General features: G+C 72.8%; 17 protein-coding genes. 9 read left to right on the top strand and 8 right to left on the bottom strand.

Going from position 1 to position 19959, the window contains the following annotated elements; translation table 11 throughout:
- Window positions 1-64: 64 nt before the first annotated feature.
- Window positions 65-1435, bottom strand: a complete 1371-nt coding sequence (locus tag GTW08_RS23415; RefSeq protein WP_073575173.1) for an SLC13 family permease — start codon at window positions 1433-1435, stop codon at window positions 65-67.
- 164 nt (window positions 1436-1599) lie between these two features.
- Here GTW08_RS23415 and GTW08_RS23410 point away from each other — a divergent pair, with 164 nt between their 5' ends.
- The 4 genes from GTW08_RS23410 (at window position 1600) to GTW08_RS23395 (ending at window position 7028) form a co-directional block, all read left to right on the top strand.
- Window positions 1600-3294 (top strand): thiamine pyrophosphate-binding protein, encoded by a 1695-nt coding sequence (locus GTW08_RS23410; RefSeq protein WP_161152538.1) that lies wholly within the window; start codon window positions 1600-1602, stop codon window positions 3292-3294.
- A 7-nt stretch (window positions 3295-3301) separates the two neighbouring features.
- Window positions 3302-3814, top strand: coding sequence for a hypothetical protein (locus tag GTW08_RS23405; protein WP_073575171.1), 513 nt, complete (start codon window positions 3302-3304; stop codon window positions 3812-3814).
- 168 nt (window positions 3815-3982) lie between these two features.
- Complete coding sequence (locus GTW08_RS23400; RefSeq protein ID WP_073575170.1) at window positions 3983-4981, top strand: 4,5-dihydroxyphthalate decarboxylase; 999 nt, start codon at window positions 3983-3985, stop codon at window positions 4979-4981.
- An 865-nt stretch (window positions 4982-5846) separates the two neighbouring features.
- Complete coding sequence (locus GTW08_RS23395; RefSeq protein ID WP_073575169.1) at window positions 5847-7028, top strand: DUF418 domain-containing protein; 1182 nt, start codon at window positions 5847-5849, stop codon at window positions 7026-7028.
- Window positions 7029-7131: 103 nt separating this feature from the next.
- On the opposite strand, the gene GTW08_RS23390 is transcribed toward GTW08_RS23395, so the two are convergent.
- Window positions 7132-7524 (bottom strand): hypothetical protein, encoded by a 393-nt coding sequence (locus GTW08_RS23390; RefSeq protein WP_139282766.1) that lies wholly within the window; start codon window positions 7522-7524, stop codon window positions 7132-7134.
- Between the two features lie 311 nt (window positions 7525-7835).
- Complete coding sequence (locus GTW08_RS23385) at window positions 7836-8009, bottom strand: hypothetical protein (RefSeq protein WP_157818245.1); 174 nt, start codon at window positions 8007-8009, stop codon at window positions 7836-7838.
- A 478-nt stretch (window positions 8010-8487) separates the two neighbouring features.
- On the opposite strand from GTW08_RS23385, the gene GTW08_RS23380 reads away from it, so the two are divergent.
- Both GTW08_RS23380 and GTW08_RS23375 read left to right on the top strand, forming a co-directional pair.
- On the top strand, window positions 8488-8841 hold the full coding sequence (locus tag GTW08_RS23380) for an STAS domain-containing protein (RefSeq protein ID WP_073575167.1): 354 nt from the start codon (window positions 8488-8490) through the stop codon (window positions 8839-8841).
- Between the two features lie 484 nt (window positions 8842-9325).
- On the top strand, window positions 9326-10108 hold the full coding sequence (locus GTW08_RS23375; RefSeq protein WP_161152537.1) for an alpha/beta fold hydrolase: 783 nt from the start codon (window positions 9326-9328) through the stop codon (window positions 10106-10108).
- 138 nt (window positions 10109-10246) lie between these two features.
- Here GTW08_RS23375 and GTW08_RS31190 read toward each other — a convergent pair whose 3' ends face one another.
- Complete coding sequence (locus tag GTW08_RS31190; protein ID WP_073575165.1) at window positions 10247-10555, bottom strand: DUF6158 family protein; 309 nt, start codon at window positions 10553-10555, stop codon at window positions 10247-10249.
- 937 nt (window positions 10556-11492) lie between these two features.
- Window positions 11493-12464: a polyphosphate kinase 2 gene (gene ppk2 / locus GTW08_RS23370; protein ID WP_083658396.1), complete on the bottom strand. Its 972-nt coding sequence runs from the start codon at window positions 12462-12464 to the stop codon at window positions 11493-11495.
- A 116-nt stretch (window positions 12465-12580) separates the two neighbouring features.
- Between ppk2 and GTW08_RS23365 the strand changes: the two genes are divergently transcribed.
- Entirely contained in the window at window positions 12581-12862 is a 282-nt protein-coding gene (locus GTW08_RS23365) for a hypothetical protein (RefSeq protein ID WP_073575163.1), read from the top strand.
- Here the strand turns inward: GTW08_RS23365 and GTW08_RS23360 are convergent.
- From GTW08_RS23360 to GTW08_RS23350, 3 genes are all read right to left on the bottom strand, one after another.
- A complete protein-coding gene (locus GTW08_RS23360) occupies window positions 12835-13575 on the bottom strand; it encodes a GAF and ANTAR domain-containing protein (RefSeq protein ID WP_083658394.1) in 741 nt (246 codons plus the stop codon). The two genes, GTW08_RS23365 and GTW08_RS23360, sit on opposite strands and share 28 nt — an antisense overlap.
- Window positions 13572-14330 carry an esterase/lipase family protein gene (locus GTW08_RS23355; RefSeq protein WP_073575162.1) on the bottom strand — a complete coding sequence of 253 codons (759 nt, stop codon included), beginning with the start codon at window positions 14328-14330 and terminating at the stop codon, window positions 13572-13574. The genes GTW08_RS23360 and GTW08_RS23355 overlap by 4 nt, the downstream gene beginning before the upstream one ends.
- Before the next feature lie 238 nt (window positions 14331-14568).
- Window positions 14569-15018, bottom strand: coding sequence for a hypothetical protein (locus GTW08_RS23350; protein WP_161152536.1), 450 nt, complete (start codon window positions 15016-15018; stop codon window positions 14569-14571).
- A gap of 740 nt (window positions 15019-15758) precedes the next feature.
- On the opposite strand from GTW08_RS23350, the gene fdh reads away from it, so the two are divergent.
- Together fdh and GTW08_RS23340 are read left to right on the top strand one after the other, a co-directional pair.
- Entirely contained in the window at window positions 15759-18983 is a 3225-nt protein-coding gene (gene fdh / locus GTW08_RS23345) for a formate dehydrogenase (RefSeq protein WP_083658389.1), read from the top strand.
- Window positions 18980-19921, top strand: a complete 942-nt coding sequence (locus tag GTW08_RS23340; protein WP_073575160.1) for a 4Fe-4S dicluster domain-containing protein — start codon at window positions 18980-18982, stop codon at window positions 19919-19921. Before fdh ends, GTW08_RS23340 begins: the two co-directional genes overlap by 4 nt.
- The last annotated feature ends 38 nt before the right edge of the window (window positions 19922-19959 follow it).

Raw genomic sequence — 19959 nt, 5'->3', positions numbered from 1 at the left:
AAGAACGAGCCGGCGGCGTGTCGTCGCCGACGTGCGGCAGGAGGAGGTGTCTCCCCGGGTCGGCTCAGCTCGTGGGCAGGACGAACAGGAGCCACGTGATCACCGGTGCCGTCACCACCATCGCCGCGCCCCAGCCGAGCATCGTGCGGAACAACGGCCGCCGCTCCTGCTCCGGCGCGGTGGCCAGGGTCAGTGCTCCGACCGAGGAGAAGGGGGTGGAGTCGACGACGGTCGCGGAGATCGACAGCGCGATGATCATTCCGGTCACACCGACCTCGCCCTGGACGAGGAACGGCACCGCGAGCGGGATGAGGACTCCCAGCAGGCCGGCGCTGGAGCCGAACGCGGACGTGAACGCGCCCACCAGGCAGAGCAGGTACGCGGTGAGCAGCGGCGCACCCAGCGCGGCGATCCCGCCGCCGATCACGTCGACCGTGCCGTAGCGCTGCAGTGCCCCGACGAAGGTCACGATGCCGCAGATGAGCAGCACCACCGACCACACGATCCGCTTGTCGGCCAGCTGGAAACGGGACGGGAACGTCAGGTGCAGCAGCGCCGCCGCGATCAGGGCCAGGAACCCGATCTCCAGGTCGAGGACGAGGGCACCGACGGCGACGGCGACGATGACGACGATCGTCACCATCTGGTCCAGGCGCAGCCGGGTGCGATCCGGGACGTCCAAGGACGGCCTCGTGGAGGTCGTGCCCGAGGCCGCCCCGCCGTGCCCGGCGTCGACCGCGCTGCTCGTCGCATCGCCATCGGCCACATGCGTCCCGGCGCTGCCCGCGCGGACGAGCGCAGCGACGCTCGTCGCCTGCTCGTGACGCCGGCGCAGCAGGTCACGACCGCCGAAGCAGAGGTAGATCACGACGGCCAGCATGATGTTGTACGCCGCGTTGCCGAGGAAGAGTTCGGCGGCGGAGACCTGGAGTCCGTTGTTCTCGGCGGTCTGGCGGACGATGACCGCAAGGCCGTTGAGCGGCGAGAAGTTCCCGAGGCACGAGCCGTGCATGACCATCAACGCCGCCATCCGGCGGTCGATCCCGTAGCGCTCACCCAGGCGCATGCACAGCGGGGCCAGCATGGCGACGCCTGCCGGGCCGAGTGCGCCTGCCGTGGTCGGGATCGCGGAGAAGGCGAAGATCAGCCACGGGACCAGGACGGGGCGGTCGCCCACCAGCCCGATGGCTCGATCGACCAGCCACTCCAGGGTCCCGTTCACCGCGGCCAGGCCGAACAGGTAGGTCACCCCGACCAGCAGGACGAACAGATCGGGGGGGAATCCCGCGATCGCCTCGTCGGGGCTCTCGCCGACGACGAGGGTGCCGACGAGGAATGTCGCGATCAGTGCGAGTGCGCCGATGTTGACCGGTCGGACTGTGCCCACGATGAACACGAGTACGAGGGCCACGACGCCGATGACGTGGATGGACACGGCTCTCCCGCCGACGGTGGGTCGCGCGGCGACCGGGACGGCACGGTCCCGCCCTTCGAGGTTGTTCGCCGCAGGAAGGAAACTTCCTCTGTGATGCAGAAGGACTTTCTGCCAAACTCACGACTGTGTCAATACACACGGGAAGCCCGGCGACAGGGGGATCCATGGAGATCGAGGACGGGGCCACGGCTCGGACGGGGGCGGACCTCGTCGTCGAGTGCCTGGCTGCAGAGGGGGTCGACCTGGTCGCCGGGGTGCCGGGGACGACGGTCATGGACCTGATCGACAGTCTGGCCCGCCAGCAGGCCGTCCGGTTCGTCTCGACCCGTCACGAGCAGGTGGCGGGGTTCCTGGCCGATGGTGTGTCCCGGTCCGGTGCGGGGGTCGGGGTCTGTCTCGTCTCCCGTGGCCCTGGAGCGGCCAACGCCGCGATCGCCGTGCAGAACGCCTACGACGAGTCGGTGCCGCTGGTGCTGCTGGTCGGGCAGGTGTCTGCCGGGGTCGTGGAGCGCCGCGCGTTCGAGGAGTCCGACGTCGTCGCCACGTTCCGGCCGATGAGCAAGTGGGCCGTCGAGATCCATCAGGCGGAACGGGTACCGGAGCTGCTGCAACGTGCCGTCCGCACGGCCGTCGGTGGCCGCCCGGGACCTGTCGTGGTGTCGCTGCCGCTGGACGTGTTGCAGGACGTCGTGGACGACGCTGTCCGCCCGGCCGTGCGCTCACGGAACCACCCGCCGGGCCCGGCTCCCGCGGCGGTGCGGGACGCGGTCGCGCTCCTGCGCGACGCGGAGCGCCCCGTGGTGCTGGTCGGCGGTGGTGGTGGCGGGGACCCGGCCGCCGTGCTCGAGCTCGCCGACCGGCTCGGAGCTCCGCTGCTCACGACATGGCTGCGGCAGGGCTCCGTCCCGCACGACCATCCCGCGTTCCTCGGTGCGCTGGGCTACGGCGCGCACTCGGTGACCGAGGACGTGGTCCGCGACGCCGACGTACTGGTCGCGCTGGGCTGCCGGTCCTCCGAGTTCACGACCAAGCGGTGGACCCTGGTGTCGTCGGACACCCGGCTGGTCCACGTCGACGTCGACCCGGAGGAGCTCGGGCGGGTGTACCTGCCGGAGGTGGGCATCGTGGCCGACGCCGCGCTCGCCGCCCGGGCGCTGACCGAGGCTGTGGACGGGACTGCACCGGACCTGGCCGCGCGCCGCGCCGATCGCCGCAGTGCTCTGCGGGAGTCGTACGAACGGGCGTCCTCCCTCTCCTCGCCCGCGCTGGCCGACGACGATCCCGCCGGGGGCGTGAGCAGTGTGGCCGCGGTGTCCGCCCTGCAAGGGATCGCCGACACCGACGGCGTCCTGCTCGTGCAGGACGCGCCCAGCTTCGGCCCGTGGAGCCACCGCTACCTGCACCTGCACCGCCCCGGGTCGTTCTTCGGCTCTGCGGGCGGGGCGATGGCGTGGGGCCTTCCCGCCGCGATGGGGCTGGCGCTGGCCCGCCCCGGCCAGCGCGTGGTCGCGGTCAGCGGGGACGGCAGCTTCTGGATGGTCGCCCAGGACTTCGAGACCTGTGTCCGGGAGTCGATCCCGGTCGTCAACGTCGTGATGAACAACAGCGCCTACGGCAACACCCGCGACCGGCAGCGGGCGGCGCATGCCGGGCGCTATCTCGGGGTCTTCTACGGCAATCCCGACCTGGCCGAATTCGCCCGGTCCCTGGGCGGTTACGGCGTACGGGTGACGGCCGACGACGAGCTCGGCCCGGCGCTGGAGAAGGCCCTGGCCCAGGACGGACCGGCGATCGTGGACGTCGTCCAGGACCAAGTGTACGGGCTGCCGCCCGGGCTGCTGCCCCCGGCAGCCCGCTGAGTCCGCCGTGTCGGAGACGCTGCGGCTCCCGGTGACGGTGTCGGCCACCCGCCGGCCTCTGCCCGGGCGTCACGAGCAGCTCCACGCCTGGGCGGCGGAGCTCGGCGCCGAGGCTTCCCGCGTCCTCGGCCACCTGGACTCGCAGGTCGAGCGCCACGACGACGGTGCCGTCACGGTCGCGTTGGTCTTCGACAGCGCGGCCACGCTCGCCGTCTGGGAGGCGAGCGCCTCGCGGGCCCGGTGCCTGGCTGCCGCCGACCTGCTCACCGACGGGGCACCGGCCCCGGTCACCGTCGGCCGGGCGCAGCCTTCCGGTGCGCCGCCCCGGTGGCGGACGGCCGTGGTGGTCTGGGCCGGCTTGTTCCCGTTCTCTTTGGTGTTCACCGCCACCGCCGGCCCGGTCGTGACGACGTTGCCGGTGCTCGCCCAGTCCCTGGTCACCAGCATGGTGCTCGTCCCGCTGGCGGTGTACGTCGGCATTCCGCTGGTCAACGCGATGCTCCGTCGGTGCGGTCGTTGACCCGCCCTCCCGGCGGTGCTCACCGACTCCGGCAGTCGCACGAACGACGGCGACGAGCCCGACCCGGATCCGCCCCCCGAAGGAGCTGCACATGATCTGCGAGGAAGACATGACCTGCGAGACGAGCGGGCGACGCGCCGCGGGGCGCCCCGGACCCGGAGGTCCCCGATGAGCCGCGTCCCGCTCACCCTGGCCTGCTGGGACTACGACCGGACCCGCGCGCTGGCCGACGGCACCGTCCGGCCCGACGGCGTCGACCTCACCTATCTGAGCCTCCCGGTCGAGGAGACCTTCTTCAGGATGCTCCGGCACCGGGAGTTCGACGCAGCAGAGATGTCACTGGGGTCCTATGCGACCGCAGTCGCGGCCGCACCGGACGCCGGCGGTCTGATCGCGATCCCGGCGTTCCCCTCGCGATCGTTTCGGCACCACGGCATCTACGTGAACGGCGACAGTGGGATCGAGAACCCGTCGGACCTGGTCGGCCGCACGGTCGGCGTGCCCGAGTACCAGCTGACGGCCGTGGTGTGGATCCGCGGGATCCTGGCCGACCGGCACGATGTCCCGGTGGCGTCGGTGCGGTACCGGACCGGTGGCATGCACTCGCCGGGCCGGGTCGAGAAGCAGGCCCTGGACCTGCCGCCGGAGATCGACGTGGCACCCATCGCTCCGGACCGGACGCTGGTGGACATGCTCGTCACCGGTGAGATCGACGCGCTCTACGCACCCCGCACGCCACGCCCGGTGCTCGAGGGCCGGCCCGAGGTGCGACGCCTGTTCGCCGACCCCCGCGCGGTCGAGGAGCAGTACGCCCGGGACACCGGGATCTTCCCGATCATGCACACCGTGGTCCTGCGGCGGGACGTCTACGAGGCGCGGCCCTGGCTGGCCGGTTCCCTGCTCAGTGCGTTCGAGCAGGCCAAGTCGCTCTCGATGGCGCGCATGGCGGAAACGGCGGCGAACCCCTACGCCGTCCCCTGGCTCTACGACGAGGTCGAGCGGACCCGAACGCTGCTGGGCCGGGACTTCTGGCCCTACGGCCTCGATGCGAACCGCCGGACGCTGGACGTTTTCCTTCGCTATGCATACGAGCAGGGCCTGACCGGCCGCCAGCTCGCCCCCGCTGAGCTCTTCGCGCCCGAGACACACGAGGCCTACGTCATCTGAACTGCGTGGCCGCTTCGTGGAGGCCATCGAGCAGACGACCGGTGTGGAGCCTCCGCTCGGGTAGGTCCGTTCAGCCCGGGCGGCGGCAGGGTGAAGTCGGCCAGCACGGCGTGGACACCCCCCTCGAGGTGGTGCCCACCGGACCTCGGCGGGCATGGTGCATGCCGTGTCGGGCTGTGCTCGACGGCTCGCGTGGGCGAGGGCTCTCTGCCCGGAGGTCCGCCGTGGCGCTCAGTCGAACGCTGACGCGGTACCGCAGGAGGGACGCGAGATGGAGGGGCCATGCGCGATCCGAACTGGGTCTCTCTCAGCGCTGCGCTCGGGCTGGCCGGCAGCACCCGCTACGCCATCGGATTGGACACGAGTTCACACCCGCGAGCGGGTCGGCTGAGATCCGGTGTGTTCCTACTCCGTGGCCTGGTCGACCACGGCGGCCTGGAGCGTGACTACGCCCGTACCGCACCTGTCTCGACCTACCTGTTCTCCGATCCCCAGCACCCACCTTGAGCGGTGAGACGGTGTCCCGCCCGACCGCGGCCCACGGCTCCGACGTCGTATGCACCCTTGCCCTCCCCGGCCAACCGTCCACACCGGCACCGGCCGGCAACAGCTGGACGTGCAGATGATCGCCTACTGGGCCGCCTTCGCCCGCACCGGCGACCCGAACGGGCCCGTGCCTCCCCGGCATGGCCGGCCACCACCCCGACCTTCGTCCCGACGCTCGAACGGACCGCGGCACCGGGACCCGGCCCGGTGTGCCGATGACAGGTGGGTCGAAGAGCGAACGACGTTCCTCCCTTCGTAGGGGCGTGGTCCTCCGCCGGAACGATGCGCAGAATCGGATGAGATCAATACCGTGCGTCCCATGTCGCGAACCCGTCGGACCGCGGTCGGTGGGGTCTCCCCGACACCGGATTCGGAGCGCCTCCTGGCGCCGGATCTGGCGCGGGGGGTGATGCTGCTGCTCATCGCCCTCGCCCACTCCCGGATGCTGCACGCGGGCGGGAACCTGCTCGCCAGGCCTGCCGGTGGCGGCCCGGTGGACGTCGCCGTGCAGTGGCTCCTGACCTCCGTCGTCGACGGGCGGGCCGCGCCCCTGTTCGGGCTCCTGTTCGGCTACGGCCTCGTACAGATGACCCGGCGCCAGACCGGCCCGGGCGGGGACCCCGCGAACGCGCGGCGGCTGATCCGCCGGCGCGGTGCCTGGCTGGTCGTGTTCGGCATCGCCCACGTCGTCCTGCTCTACAGCGGTGACATCATCGGTTCCTACGGCGTGTTCGCCCTGCTGTTCGCCGGTGTGGTGACCTGGTCGGGCCGTCGGCTGTGGACGGTGTTCGTGGTCACGCTCGTGTTCGGGGTCGCGTCTGCTACTGCCCTGCAACAGTTCGCCGCGGACGCTCCGCTGGCCGTCGGGGCGACCCTGCTCGACAGCGCGGTGCTGCGCACGTCTGCCCTCGTGGTGCTGCCCCTCGCCGGGGTGAGCGTCGCGCCCGCGGTACTGATCGGGGTCTGGGCCGGCCGGATGCGGCTGCTCGAGCAACCCGACCGCTACCGGCGTCTCCTGACCAGGATCGTGCTGGTCGGTTTCCCGGTGGCGGTGCTGGGCGCGCAGCCGGTCGCGCTGCAGGCGGTGGGTGTGTGGGCCCCGGACTCGGTCGTGGCCGGTGTGCTGGCCGAGGCGACGTTCGCGGCGACCGGTATCGCCGGGGGGCTGGCCTTCACGGCCGCGATCGCGCTCGTGGCGGACCGCCTCGGCCGGCGGCGCGGACCGGTCACGAACGCGTTGGTCGCCTGCGGTCGCCGGTCGATGACGTTCTACATCGCGCAGTCGCCGGTCTGGTTCGTCGCCACCGAGCCGGCGTTGCTCGACCTCGGCGGCCGGCTCGGCGCCGCCGCGGCTGCCGCGGTCGCCGTCGCCACCTGGATGGCCACCGTGGTCGTCGCCGCTGCTCTGGATCGCGCGGGCCGGCGGGGGCCGGCCGAGGCCCTGCTGCGCCGCCTCACTTACGGCGCCGGGCGGGCTGCTCCACGCCCGGCGACTGCCTGACCACGTGCGCAGGGCGCGTCAGCAGCCCTGCGTGTTCCGGAGCTGCGGGCGGTACGAGTCCGCACCGCGACGCGGAGCGGACGGCGGGTGGCGGCGCGTGCGCTCAGGACCCACCGGAGCGCAGCGTCCGGAGGTAGGGTGCTGCGCTCGGCGGCACGCCAGGCACCCTGACGACGCGCCCGTCGATCAGCTCGAGCCGCACCACCTCGTCCCCGGGACGTGGGTCGAGTACCGCTGCCACCCGGCACCAGGGCAGGGCCGTGCCCGACAGTACGAACCGGATGCCCCTGTCGGAGACGACCGCCACCGGCACCAGCCACAGCGCTGCGATGATCACCACGGTGATCGGCGCGAGCACCAGCCATGCCGACGTGTTCTGCAGGATCGACAGGTAGATGCCAACCGCCAGGGGTGCCCCGACGAGCATCGTGAACCAGCTGCGGGTATATCGCGCGCCCCAGTACGTCCTGCGGCCGGGATTCGGCTTGTCTTCCATCGTCGCCTACCGCCGGGTCCCTGCGGCCGAGGTCGGTTCCGGCAGACATCCCGAACGCGGCGGACCGGACCGTCGCACCACAGCCGGAGGACGGTCCATGTCGTGATCCCGGGTCGCGCTCCGATGCAGGCCGGCGTTGTACCGACGCGAGAGGCGGTCTCGTGCCGCCCGGGCACCGCAGGCGCGGGCGTCGGACCGACCGGGCGGCGTGCTGACGGGCTCGCTCCCCGTGGGCTTCCGGCTCCTGGTCCACATCGTCGTCCTGTACCCGCGACAGCGGGGAGTATCGCCGAGAACGGCGGTGCATCCGGTCACCGGGCGCCGGTCGAGGTGCCGGGGCGCGGCAGGAACCGGTGGTGCAGCGGGGCGGCCCCAGCGCCTTCCTGGCTCCATGGCAACGGGATACCGTCGCGGTCGCCGCCGGGCTCGGCCGGCCGCTGGTCGGCCTTGTCGTCGGAGGTGACGACGGTGGGGTCCGTGGTCACTGTTCCGGTGGTGGCCGCTGCCGAGGCGGCGCGGCGGGCGAGAAGTCGCACGGGGACGGACATGGAGGATCGGGTTCCGGGCCTCGGCTACGTTCGCGCAGGGTGCGGCTCGGTGGCACCACGTGTGCGGCGCGGTAGTAGGCCGCGAACCGCGACGGGTCACCGGAACCCACCTCGTGGCGATCTCGGCGACGGTCGCGGTGCGCCGGTCTGCGGCGATCAGGTCGCGGTGGGCGCGATCCAGACGTACCGGGTTGCGGCCGGGCGGAACCCGGATGGTCCTGGGCTCGTGCCGTGAGGTGTGGGCCGCGACGATTCGGGTAGCTGCACGGCACCGGGTCGAGTACAAGCTCGCCGTTCCGCCCGGAGCGCTCCGCGCGCGACGGACCTGTGCTGGGAGCCGACCATGGAGAATCTCGGATCTGTGACCCACGGCGGTCGTACCTCACCGCCCCGACCGGGCGCGGAGCGACCGTTCGTGACCCACCCTCATGACGGCACGACGGTCATCCGGACACGGGGCCATCTCGACTCGGCCTCCGGTGGCCGGTTGTTGCGCCTCCTCGATGCGGAGATCGAGATGGCCCGGGCCGGTCACCGACGGCTCGACATCGTCGTCATCGACGTGTCGGCGTCGGACACGATCAGCCGAGGTGGCCCCGAGGCGCTCGCGCACGCGCTTCATGCCTGTAGCCGTCGTCGGATCGGCTTCGCCGTGGCCGGGACCTTCGACCTGCGTTTCCTGTCGCCCGCCGCGCAGCGGAGGTTGGCTGCGCTCACCTGGTACCCGACCGTCGAGGTCGCCATCACCTCCGTCACCGGGCGGAGGTGACGTTCCCGGCGGATGTCCGCCGGCGCCGGTCAGGCGCACTCCACCCGGTTGCGGCCCGCGCGCTTGGCGGGGTGGAGCGCCGCGTCGGCCTCGGTCAGCCCTGGACGGGTGCACCCCGTCGCGGGTGACGGTTGTCCCGGGCTGGCTCCGCGATCAGCTGCGTGGTGTCGATCGGCGCCTGGGTATCGACGCCGAACTGGTCGTCACCGCACTCATCGCCAACGCTCATGATCACGGGGGGTGGGGTGGACATCGTCCGCATCTACGTGCATCGCCGACCTGTCCAGGTGCGCGTGGAGGTCGATGACGGGCTTCCGCAGGCATCACCGACGGTCGGCCGGTCGCGGCTGGGTGGATTCGGCGGACGCGGGCCGGCCATCGTCGACTCGGTGGCCAGCTGGGGTGTCGTGCGCCGGTTGCGGGACCAGACGGTGTGGGCCACGGTCGGTCCCCGGCAGAACCGCGGAGTCGGGGGAGGGGACCGATGAGGCTGCCGGCGCGGATCTGTCCGCCGGAGGTGCTGCCGCTACCCGACGGCGCCCGGTTCGGCCAGGTCGGGGCCGTGGCCGTTCCGGGGCTCGGCCTGTCGGTCCGCGGGTGGGAGCCGACGCTGTCGTGCCTGGGTCTGCCGTTCCCGGCGACGGCGCTGGCGCTGCCCGCCTACGGGGTGCCCGCCTCGCCGCGGGCGCCGCTGGACCCGCGGTCGTCGGCGCGGCGGCTGCTGCGGCGGATGGACGACCTCGGGATCGGATCCGCCGTGCTGCTCGGCCACTCGGCGAGCTGTCAGGTCGTCGCCGAGGTGGCTCGTTCCGCCCCGGGTCGGGTGCCTGCCCTGGTGTTGGTGGGCCCGACCGCGGACCCGCGTGCCGGGAGCTGGGCTGCGTTGGTGCGGGGGTGGCTGCGCAACGTGGTGGCCGAGCGCCCGGGGCAGGTGCCGCAGCTGGTGCGCGACTACACCTACAGCGGCATGGTCAGCTTCGTTCGCGCGCTGGAGGCCACGCGGCGCCACCCGTTGTCCGATGCGGTCGGCGGGTTCGGTGGGCCGGTACTGCTGCTGCGCGGCGTTCGCGACGGGATCTGCTCGGCCGACTGGCTCGTCCGGCTCGCCGCCTCCGCCGCGGCGGCCGAGGTCGCCGACGTCGCCTCGGCGGCGCACATGGCGCCGCTGACGCACGGCGCCGAGATGGCCGCGGCGCTGCGCCCGTTCCTCGCCTCCGCCGGGAGCGTTCGGCCGAGACCCGAGCCGCAGCCGGCCCGCTCGGCGTGACCCGCACGGCCACTCCATGTCCCGATGGCGGACGACCACGACCATCCCGAGCTGAACTTCGACCCGCCCGACGACACCGAGGTCTGGCTGGAGTGGCGCGGGCCGCGAGGGGTGGCCCCCGCGGCCCGCGTCCGGTGCTCAGCGGCTCCCGGCGCGCGTGCGGCGCGGATCCGGGGCGGCCTCATCCGGGAGGCGGCGCAGGAATTCCGCTTCCAGCGCGAGCATCCGGGTGGTGTGGACCTGCAACGCGTCCTCGGTCCCACCGAGGACGGTGTCGTGGCGGGTTGTGTGCAGGTGGGTCATCTCGCGGCGCAGGTCGTCGTCGGCGAGGTCGAGCGGGGCGACGCCGTGAGTGGCCGCTGCGTCCTCGCCGGACGTGCCGACGTCTGCGTCGCAGGCGTCCGAGGAGGCACCGCCGTCGGGACGCAGCCCGGGCGGAGCGGTCATGACAAGCGCCTACCCGGTACCCGCCGCCGTAGGCCCGGCCACACCGCGGCCGGAAACGCGCCGCGCCCGTCGCGCGGACGGGACTCTCGTCGTCACCGGTTCAGTAACGCAGCCGCCCCGGGAACGAGCGTGGAACGACGACGGGAATCAGGCGTGCTGAGCCGGCGGTATGGGCAACGACGGCGCGTGGCGGTGTCCGCCTCAGGAGCCGGCCGGTGAACCCGGAGCGCTACCGATCCCTGCGCGCCGAGGTGCTCGCCGCCGCGCCCTCGAACGGCGCCGGCCCGAGGACGTGCAGCTGACCACGGGGAAGGGTCCCTGCGTCGACGCGCTGCGTAGCGGCCGTCCGGTCCTGGTTCCCGACCTGGGCCTCGACCCGCGGTGGCCCGCGTTCGTCGCTGCCGCCCGCGAGCACGGCGTGTCCGCCTACGCCCTGGACCTCCCACCGGAGGAGGCCCTGCTGCTGATGCGCGCCCGGGCCTTCGCCGACGGCACCACCGTCGACGCCCTCGCCCGGGCCCTCGCCGACCGCAGGCTCCCTGCCCGGCTGGAACCGCCGGACGCAGGGACCGACCGACGACCGCGGGCGATCGCCCCGGTGTGCCACCGTGGGCCGGCGGCGCACCTGCCGGCCGCAGCGTGGGGCGTGGAAGGAGCAGGACATGCAGCAGTGCGTGCCCGACGAGGGCGGCATGCCGGCCGAGCAGCCGCAGCGGGCGGTGGACCGCCGCGCCCGCATCGAGCAGGCCGTGGGGTGGTCGGCCCAGCAGCACGACCTCCCCCGGAGCGGGCGCACGTGCTGCTGCGCGAGGCGGCGGACCGCCGTGGCGAGACTGTCGCCGACTGGCGGACGCCGTGCTGCGTCGCGACGACGTGCTCGGGCCGTCCTGAGAACGCGCGCCGCGCCGCGCCGCGGGGTGACCGCCGCGCACCGGGGTCAGGGGCGGTTCCCGGTCGCCGGGTGTCCGACGACCAGCGGGTCCGGTGTGGCGACGACGGCGACGTCCTTCGCCGGGTAGTCGAGCCCGGAGAGCAGGCAGCGCATCGCCTCGATCCGCCCGCGGCGCTTGTCGTCGGAGTCGACGATCGTCCACGGCGCGTGCTCGGTGTGGGTGCGCTCGAACATCGCCTCCTTGGCCGCGGTGTAGTCCTCCCACCGCGCCATTCCGGCGGGGTCGACCGGGCTGAGCTTCCACTGGCGCAACGGGTCCAGCACCCGGATCACGAACCGGGTGCGCTGCTCGGCGCGCGACACGGAGAACCACAGCTTCAGGAGATGGATGCCGTCCTCGACCAGCGAGCGCTCCAGGCCGGGGACCTCGCGTACGAAGCGCTCGTACTCGTCGTCGGTGCAGAAACCCATGACCCGCTCGACGACGGCCCGGTTGTACCAGGACCGGTCGAACAGCACGATCTCCCCGGCTGTGGGCAACTGCTCCAGGTACCGTTGGAAGTACCACTGCCCCTGCTCGGTGGGCGTCGGCTTGTCGAGGGCGACGACCCGGGCGCCGCGCGGGTCGAGGTGCTCGGTGAAGCGCTGGATGGTGCCGCCCTTGCCGGCGGCGTCGCGGCCCTCGAACAGCACGACGACCCGGGCGCCGGAGTCCTTCACCCATGACTGGAGCTTCAGCAGCTCGATCTGCAGGGCGCGTTTGGTGCGCTCGTAATCCTCGCGCGGCATCCGCTCGGTGTAGGGGTACTCCTCACACCACGTCCGGACCTCCCGGCCGTCGGCGTCGACGAGGACCCCGTCACCGTCGACGTCGTCGTGCACGCTCCAGGTGTGGGTGTCGTCGAGCAGGTCGACGGTCCGCAACGCCTCCCGAAGCTCACGCCGGGTCGACGCGGACCGCCCCGCGACGTCGGGCAGCCCGCGGAAGCCGTCCACCGCCTGTCCGATCGACGTCATGGCACCCCTTTCTCCGTCTCCGTGCGGAGGTACCCGGCCCCGGCCGGGCGAATCGTCCGGAATCGCCCCGCCGCCCCATCCGTGCAGGACCGCTCGCGAGCGGGTAGCCGTGACGGGTGAACCCGCGACGCATCCTGGACCCCGCGCGGCACGACGAGTCGCTACGCGCGCTGCTGCTCGGCCTGGAACTGTCCGGCCTCGACGACGGCACCCTGTGGTCGAACTACCTGGCCCTCGGCGGCACCCGAGGGCCGGACGGTCTGTCCGCGCTGCTGCGCGGGGAGCACCCGATGTCCGCGCTGGAGCACGACGTGATCGCCCAGGTCCTGAACGAGACGTTCCTCGACCAGGGTGCGGACCATCCGGTGCCCTACGCCGACGAACTGCCCCGCTCCTGACGCCGGGCCACGGCGTCCTCGACGACCCACCGCGCCACGTCGGCCAGCTTCATGTTGGTCTCCTGCGAGCTGGTGACCAGGCGGCGGAACGCGGCGTCGTCGTCGAGCCCGAAGCGCTCGATGAGCACGCCCTTCGCCCGGCCGATGATGTCGCGGCTCTCCAGCGCCCGCTGCAGGTAGGCGGTGTGCTCGGCGCCGTGCAGGAGCATCGCGGCCTGCACCGCGAAGAGCCCGGCGACGGCGTGGGCGGTGTCGCCGAAAGCATGCGGGTTCTGGGCGTAGAGGTTGAGCGCTGTGTGTGGGCCGGTCCGGTGAGCCAGTCCGGTCGACACGATCGAGCGGTAGCCCAGCCGCGTGGCTCGCGGTGCGAACCGCGGCCAGCGCGCCGCGTCGGGGCCCGCGAGGTCGTCGGCGTGCACCACGCCGGAGGCAGGGGGACGGTCGGCGGCGTCCACGCAGGGTCCCTCGCCGAGCCGGCTCTGCGTGGTGTCGAGCCGAGCGATTCGGGGAGTGCTGGGATGGTGCGACGTGACCCGCCGCCCGTGGGTGCGGGAGATGCCGCCGCCCTCGGCGCCGGGCACGGTCGCGACCGCGGCGGTGACGATGCCGCGCAGCGCGTCGTCGAGGTCGGTGATGTGGCGGGCGGACACCAACCCGGCCGCTGCATCGCGCAGCTCGGCGAGGACAGCCTCGGTATCGGGGGGCACGGTCATAGCGGGCACCTCTCCGTGTGCCGGGTGGTCCCGGAGTCGTCGTGTGCGGTGTCGCGGTCGAGGGCCTCGGCGATCGCCTCCCGGGCGTGGGCCCCGATCAGGAGCCCGGTGTGTCCACCCGGAACCTCCATGTTCACCGCCTGCGGATCGGTGCATACGCGCGGCGGGGCGACCCGGTCACCACGGCTGTAGATGCAGGTGAACGGCACCGTCGCGGGTACCGGTGCGCGTTGGGCGTCGCGGAACCCGCGGCAGCACCGTCCCACGAGGCATGCGGTTCGGGCGACCCCCGTGAGGCCGGCGGTCCCGACGCTGGTCAGCGCGGCGACGGTGACGAGCATCGGCGCGCGCAGCCCGACGAGGCGGAACGGCGTTCCGACCGTGATCAGGCCGGACACGAGTTCCGGACGGCGGTGGGCGAGGGCGCGGGCGAACTGCCCGCCGCGGCTGTGTCCGACCAGGCGCACCGGTCGCCCGGTCGCGTCGGCGAGTTCGGCGAGCTGTAGCTCCAGTCGGTCGGTGGTGGCGCGCCCGCACCCCAACCCGGCACCGACGGCGGCCGCGACCACGGGATGGCCGCGGGCGCGCAGCCAGCCCGCGAGCGGGCGCAGGAACGGGGCTGTGGTGCCGAAACCGCCGAACAGCAGGACCGGATCGCGGTGGACGTGCAGGTCGGGCCACGCAGCCGGTTCGGCGGCGGGCATCGTCAGCTCGCCGGCCTTCTCCAGACCTGCGGCGACGAGAGCGGTGAGCACACGGACCTCCGGTCGGGGCCCTCCGCCTACCCGGCACGCCCGGACGCATGCGTGGCGCCGGAACGCGGTGGGGCGCGCCGACACGACGACGGGTGGGGTCCGGACCGTCCGGCTTCGCCTCGCACTGCAGCAGCTCGGTGTGTCGGAACACGTGTCGACCTCCTGGCCACTCGGGTCGCCGCCGGTTCCTGCGGCGGGGCCCTCCTACCCGGGAGCGACAGGATGATTCCGATGACCGTCATCCGTCCCGGATCCGTTTGGCGGTGCGCGTCCGGTACGCGGCCCGTCGCACTGCGGCGCCGTCCTCGAGCCCGGACCCGATCGCGCCGGCCACGGTGCCGACGACGGTCGCCATCAGCGCGGTGGCCAGGTAGTCGCCGAACCCGGCCCGGTGCCCGATCTCCTGTCCGAGGTAGTCGGGGGTCACGATCACCAGGAGCGCGGCCAGCGCGAGCGCGAACAGGACGGCGGTGTAGGCGGCGACGCCGAGCACCACGGTGACCACGGTCGCCGAGTTCCGCAGCCCGGTGCTGGGCCGGTCGCGCCGGCGCGGGTCGCCGCGGCGCTCCCACAGGCCGTGCCCGACGACCAGCCAGCCCCCGTGCACCATTACTGCGCCGGCCAGGGCCACCGCGAGCCGCCAGCCGGGCATCGAGGCCGCGAGCGTCCAGATACTCGGGTAGAGCACACCGAACCAGCAGGCGCAGCGCGCCGCCCCGGCGGGCGGGCACGGTGCCGGTGGAGCCGGACCCGGGGTCGAGATGTTGGGCGGCCATCGTCGTCACCGCGTCGCCGACGGCGCGCCGGGCGCGGTCGCGCAGCCGCAGTGAGCCGAGTGCGGGCAGCGACACGACGGCGACGCAGTCGTCGGCGACATCGGCCACGACCGTCCGCCCGCCGGAACGCAGCGGCACGTCGGTGAGGCAGACGGCGAGGTCCCAGCCGGTGTCGGCGACCCGCTCGCGGGCCTTGTCGATCAGGTCGGTGTCCGGGCTGCCGAGTGACTCGAACGCGTCCCGGCCGGTGACGACGGTCCAGCCGACCGCCCGCCCCGCCACCTCGCCGGGCAGCTCGTCCTGCAGCCGCGGCGCGATGTCGCGAGCGACGTCCTCGGCGAGGTCGGGGTCGGCGAGCAGCCCCACCACCAGCCATTCGCGACCCGCCGTCTCCCCGTCCGGGCCGTCGTCATGAGCCGGTCCTGTCATGGGGTGGCGCCTCCCCGGGGCCGACCGCGCGAAACCCGGCATGGGGTCGTGTCCGCGGGCACCGGGCGGCACGGGACGACCGACGCCCGGCTGGTGTCGACCAGCGCCTCCCTCGACGTCGATCACCCGGCGGCCGGAGCGGACGTCCGCCCGGGACACCCGGGGACCCACCCGTCGGACCGGCGGGGGTTTGGGGCGGTGGTGACCGGGCACACGGGCGGGTGTGGGAATGCGTGAGTGGATCGAGTCCTGGCCGGTCGCCCGGCAGCTGACCGGCACCGACCCGCTCGGCCGGGGCGTGGCGTCCCGATCGGCGGGCACCGACCGCACGGTCGCCCGGACCGTCGAGGCCGACGGCGTCACCAAGTCGATCTGCCCGTTCTGCGCGGTCGGGTGCGGGCAGAACGTCTTCACCCGCGGCGGGCGGGTCACCCACGTCGAGGGTGACCCGGACTCACCGATCAGCCGCGGACGGCTCTGTCCCAAGGGCTCCTCGACGCTGTCGCTGGTCACCTCCCCGCAGCGGGTCACCACGGTGCGCTATCGGCGCCCGCACGGCACCGAGTGGGAGGACCTCGACCTCGACACAGCGCTGGACATGATCGTCGATCGGGTCGTGGAGACCCGTGAGCGGACGTGGCAGGACGTCGACGAGGAGGGCCGGCACCTGCACCGCACCATGGGCATCGCGAGTCTCGGAGGAGCGACCCTCGACAACGAGGAGAACTACCTCATGAAGAAGCTTTACACCGCCCTCGGCGCGGTCCAGGTGGAGAACCAGGCCCGTATTTGACACTCCTCCACGGTTCCCGGTCTGGGAACCTCGTTCGGCCGTGGTGGGGCCACCAACTACCAGCAGGACCTGGTCAACTCCGACTGCATCGTCATCCAGGGCTCGAACATGGCCGAGGCCCACCCGGTGGGCTTCCAGTGGGTCATGGAGGCGAAGCGACGCGGCGCGACCGTGATCCACGTCGATCCGCGGTTCACCCGCACCTCGGCCGTGGCGGATGTGCACGTGCCGTTGCGCGCCGGCACCGACATCGCGTTCCTCGGCGGGCTGATCCGGCACGTCCTGGAGACCGGGGCGTACTTCGAGGAGTACGTGAAGGCCTACACCAACGCACCGATGCTCGTGTCCGAGGAGTTCCGCGACACCGAGGACCTCGACGGAGTGTTCTCCGGGTTCGACCCGGCGACCGGCACCTACGACGTGCACTCCTGGCAGTACGAGGACGCCGATGTCGAGGCCAGTGCCGGGCTGCGCGACGAGCGGGCGATGGTGCAGGAGCACGAGCACGCCGAGATCTCCGGGTCCGGCGGCGCCCCGTTCTCCGCGACCCCGACCCGTGACGACACGCTGCAGCACCCGCGCTGCGTGTTCCAGGTGCTGCGCCGCCACTACGCCCGCTACACCCCGGAGATGGTCGAGCAGGTCTGCGGGATCTCCCCGGAGAACTTCCGGGCGGTCGCCGACGCGCTCACCCGCAACTCCGGGCGGGAGCGGACCTCGGCGTTCGCCTACGCCGTCGGCTGGACCCACCACACGGTGGGCGTGCAGTACATCCGGGCCGCCTCCATCCTGCAGTCGCTGCTCGGCAACATCGGGCGGCCGGGCGGCGGGATCCTCGCGTTGCGCGGCCACGCCTCCATCCAGGGCTCCACCGACATCCCGACGCTGTACGACATGCTGCCGGGCTACATCCCGATGCCGCACGCCCACCGCGAGCAGGACCTCGCGACGTTCATCGAGTCGAACTCGGGCGACAAGGGCTACTGGGGCCACATGGACACGTACCTGGTGAGCCTGCTGAAGGCCTGGTTCGGCGACGCCGCCACGGCCGACAACGGCTTCTGCTTCGACCACCTCCCACGCCTCACCGGCGATCACTCGTCGTTCCGGACGGTGATGGCGCAGGCCCGCGGCGAGGTGCCGGGCTATTTCGTGATGGGGGAGAACCCCGCCGTGGGCACCGCGAACGCCAAGCAGCAGCGCCTCGGGCTGGCGAAGCTGGAATGGCTGGTGGTGCGCGACCTCAACATGATCGAGACCGCCACGTTCTGGAAGGACGGCCCGGAGGTCGAGACCGGGGAGATGCGCACCGAGGACATCGGTACCGAGGTGTTCTTCCTCCCCGCGGCCAACCACACCGAGAAGGACGGCACCTTCACCAACACCCAGCGACTGCTGCAGTGGCACCACAAGGCCGTCGAACCGCCGGGGGACTGTCGCAGCGAGCTGTGGTTCTACCACCAGCTCGGGTTGCGCCTCAAGGAGCGTCTGGCCGGGTCCACGGACCGGCGCGACCGCCCGCTGCAGGACCTGACCTGGGACTACCCGGTCGAGGTCGGACCGACCGGGATCGCCGAGCCGAGTGCCGACGCGGTGCTGCGGGAGATCAACGGCACCGACGCCGACGGCCGCGCCCTGTCGTCCTACCTGGACATGAAGGCCGACGGGTCGACGGCGGGCGGCTGTTGGATCTACACGGGGGTCTACGCCGAGGAGGTCAACCGGGCTGCGCGCCGCAGGCCGGGACGCGAGCAGGACCTCGTGGCCGCCGAGTGGGGCTGGGCGTGGCCGATGAACCGCCGGGTGCTCTACAACCGGGCCTCGGCGGACCCGGACGGGAAGCCCTGGAGCGAGCGCAAGAAGCTCCTGTGGTGGGACGGGGAGCGCTGGACCGGGCCGGACGTGCCGGACTTCCCGGTGAGCACACCGCCGGACCACGTCCCTGCCGAGCACTCACGCGGTGCCGAGTCGATCGCCGGCAACGAGCCGTTCGTGATGCAGGGCGATGGGCGGGCATGGCTCTACGCCCCGGCCGGGCTGCTCGACGGGCCGATGCCGGCGCACTACGAGCCGCAGGAGTCCCCCGTGCCCAACGTGCTCTACCCCCGGCACCGGGCCAACCCGGCGCGTCAGCAGTTCCCGCGCCCGGACAACACCTACAACCCGCCCGGGGACCACTTCCCGTACGTGTTCACGACGTTCCGCGTCACCGAACACCACACCGCGGGCGGCATGAGCCGGTGGACGCCGCACCTCAACGAGCTGTTCCCGCAGATGTTCCTGGAGGTGTCCCCGGAGCTGGCCGCCGAGCGTGGCCTGGTGGACAACGACTGGGCGCATGTGGTCACCGCGCGGTCGGCCGTCGAGGGCCGGGTGATGATCACCGAGCGGGCGAAACCGCTGCGGGTCGGCGACGGCTCCGGTGGCACGACGGTGATCCACCAGATCGGCGTGCCCTGGCACTGGGGCCCGAACGGACTGTCCACCGGGGACGCGGCCAACGAGATCCTCTCGGTCGCGCTCGACCCGAACGTGCACATCATGGAGACCAAGGCCGCGACCTGCGACATCCGCCCCGGACGACGGCCGCGCGGGCCCGACCTGGTCGCCTACCTCGCCGACCGGCGGCGCGCCGCCGGGTTGGAGGACCAGTGAGCAACTCGTGGTACGGCCCGTTGGCGGACCCCTCCGCCGACGCCGGCTACGCCGAGGACCACCCCGACCGGGTCGGCTTCTTCACCGACACCAGCGTCTGCATCGGGTGCAAGGCGTGCGAGGTCGCGTGCAAGGAGTGGAACGCGCTGCCCGCCGACGGGGTCACCCCGCAGGGCGCCGGGGGCGACGTCCTCGAGTCGGCCGGGATGGGCTACGACAACACCGGCGGACTCGGGGCGTCGAGCTACCGGCACGTCGCGTTCGTCGAGCAACGCGTTCCCGCGACCCGTTCCGCCCAGACCGACCTGGGCATGCCGGCGATGGACCTGCCCGGCTCCGTCGACGCCGGTGAGCACCGCGCCGACGCCACCGAGGTGCGGTGGCTCATGTCCTCGGACGTGTGCAAGCACTGCACCCACGCCGCGTGTCTCGACGTCTGCCCGACCGGCTCGCTGATCCGCACCGAGCACGGCACCGTGCTCGTGCAGGAGGACATCTGCAACGGCTGCGGCTACTGCATCCCCGCCTGCCCGTACGGCGTCATCGACCAGCGCGAGGGCGACGGCCGCGCGTTCAAGTGCACGATGTGCCAGGACCGGCTCGGCGCCGGCCTCGCCCCAGCCTGCGCGACGGCGTGCCCGACCGAGTCCATCCAGTTCGGCCCGCTGGAGGAACTGCGTGCCCGTGCCGACGAGCGGCTGGCGACGCTGCAGGCCCAGGGTGTGGACGGCGCCCGGCTCTACGGCCGCGACCCCGACGACGGCGTCGGCGGCGATGGCGCGTTCTTCCTGCTGCTCGACGAACCGGAGGCCTACGGGCTACCACCGGACCCGGTGGTCACGACCCGGGACCTGCCGTCGATGTGGCGGCACGCGGCGGTCGCCGCGGCGACCGTCGCGGCCACGGTCGCCGCCGCGTTCGTCGGAGCCCGTCGGTGACCGCCGACGGCACCGGTCCCGCCGCCGGGCAGGCCGCG

The organism is Pseudonocardia sp. SID8383, from assembly GCF_009864975.1.
GTDB classification, from domain to species: Bacteria; Actinomycetota; Actinomycetes; order Mycobacteriales; family Pseudonocardiaceae; genus Pseudonocardia; species Pseudonocardia alni.
This window is presented reverse-complemented; position numbering and strand designations above follow the sequence as displayed.

What these genes read in the sequence shown, in the direction of transcription:
- GTW08_RS23410 (WP_161152538.1), top strand. Translation starts at nt 1,600, where the DNA reads ATGGAGATCGAGGACGGGGCCACGGCTCGGACGGGGGCGGACCTCGTC.
- GTW08_RS23400 (WP_073575170.1), top strand. Translation starts at nt 3,983, where the DNA reads ATGAGCCGCGTCCCGCTCACCCTGGCCTGCTGGGACTACGACCGGACC.
- GTW08_RS23395 (WP_073575169.1), top strand. Translation starts at nt 5,847, where the DNA reads ATGTCGCGAACCCGTCGGACCGCGGTCGGTGGGGTCTCCCCGACACCG.
- GTW08_RS23390 (WP_139282766.1), bottom strand. Translation starts at nt 7,524, where the DNA reads ATGGAAGACAAGCCGAATCCCGGCCGCAGGACGTACTGGGGCGCGCGA.
- GTW08_RS23375 (WP_161152537.1), top strand. Translation starts at nt 9,326, where the DNA reads ATGAGGCTGCCGGCGCGGATCTGTCCGCCGGAGGTGCTGCCGCTACCC.
- GTW08_RS31190 (WP_073575165.1), bottom strand. Translation starts at nt 10,555, where the DNA reads ATGACCGCTCCGCCCGGGCTGCGTCCCGACGGCGGTGCCTCCTCGGAC.
- ppk2 (WP_083658396.1), bottom strand. Translation starts at nt 12,464, where the DNA reads ATGACGTCGATCGGACAGGCGGTGGACGGCTTCCGCGGGCTGCCCGAC.
- GTW08_RS23360 (WP_083658394.1), bottom strand. Translation starts at nt 13,575, where the DNA reads ATGACCGTGCCCCCCGATACCGAGGCTGTCCTCGCCGAGCTGCGCGAT.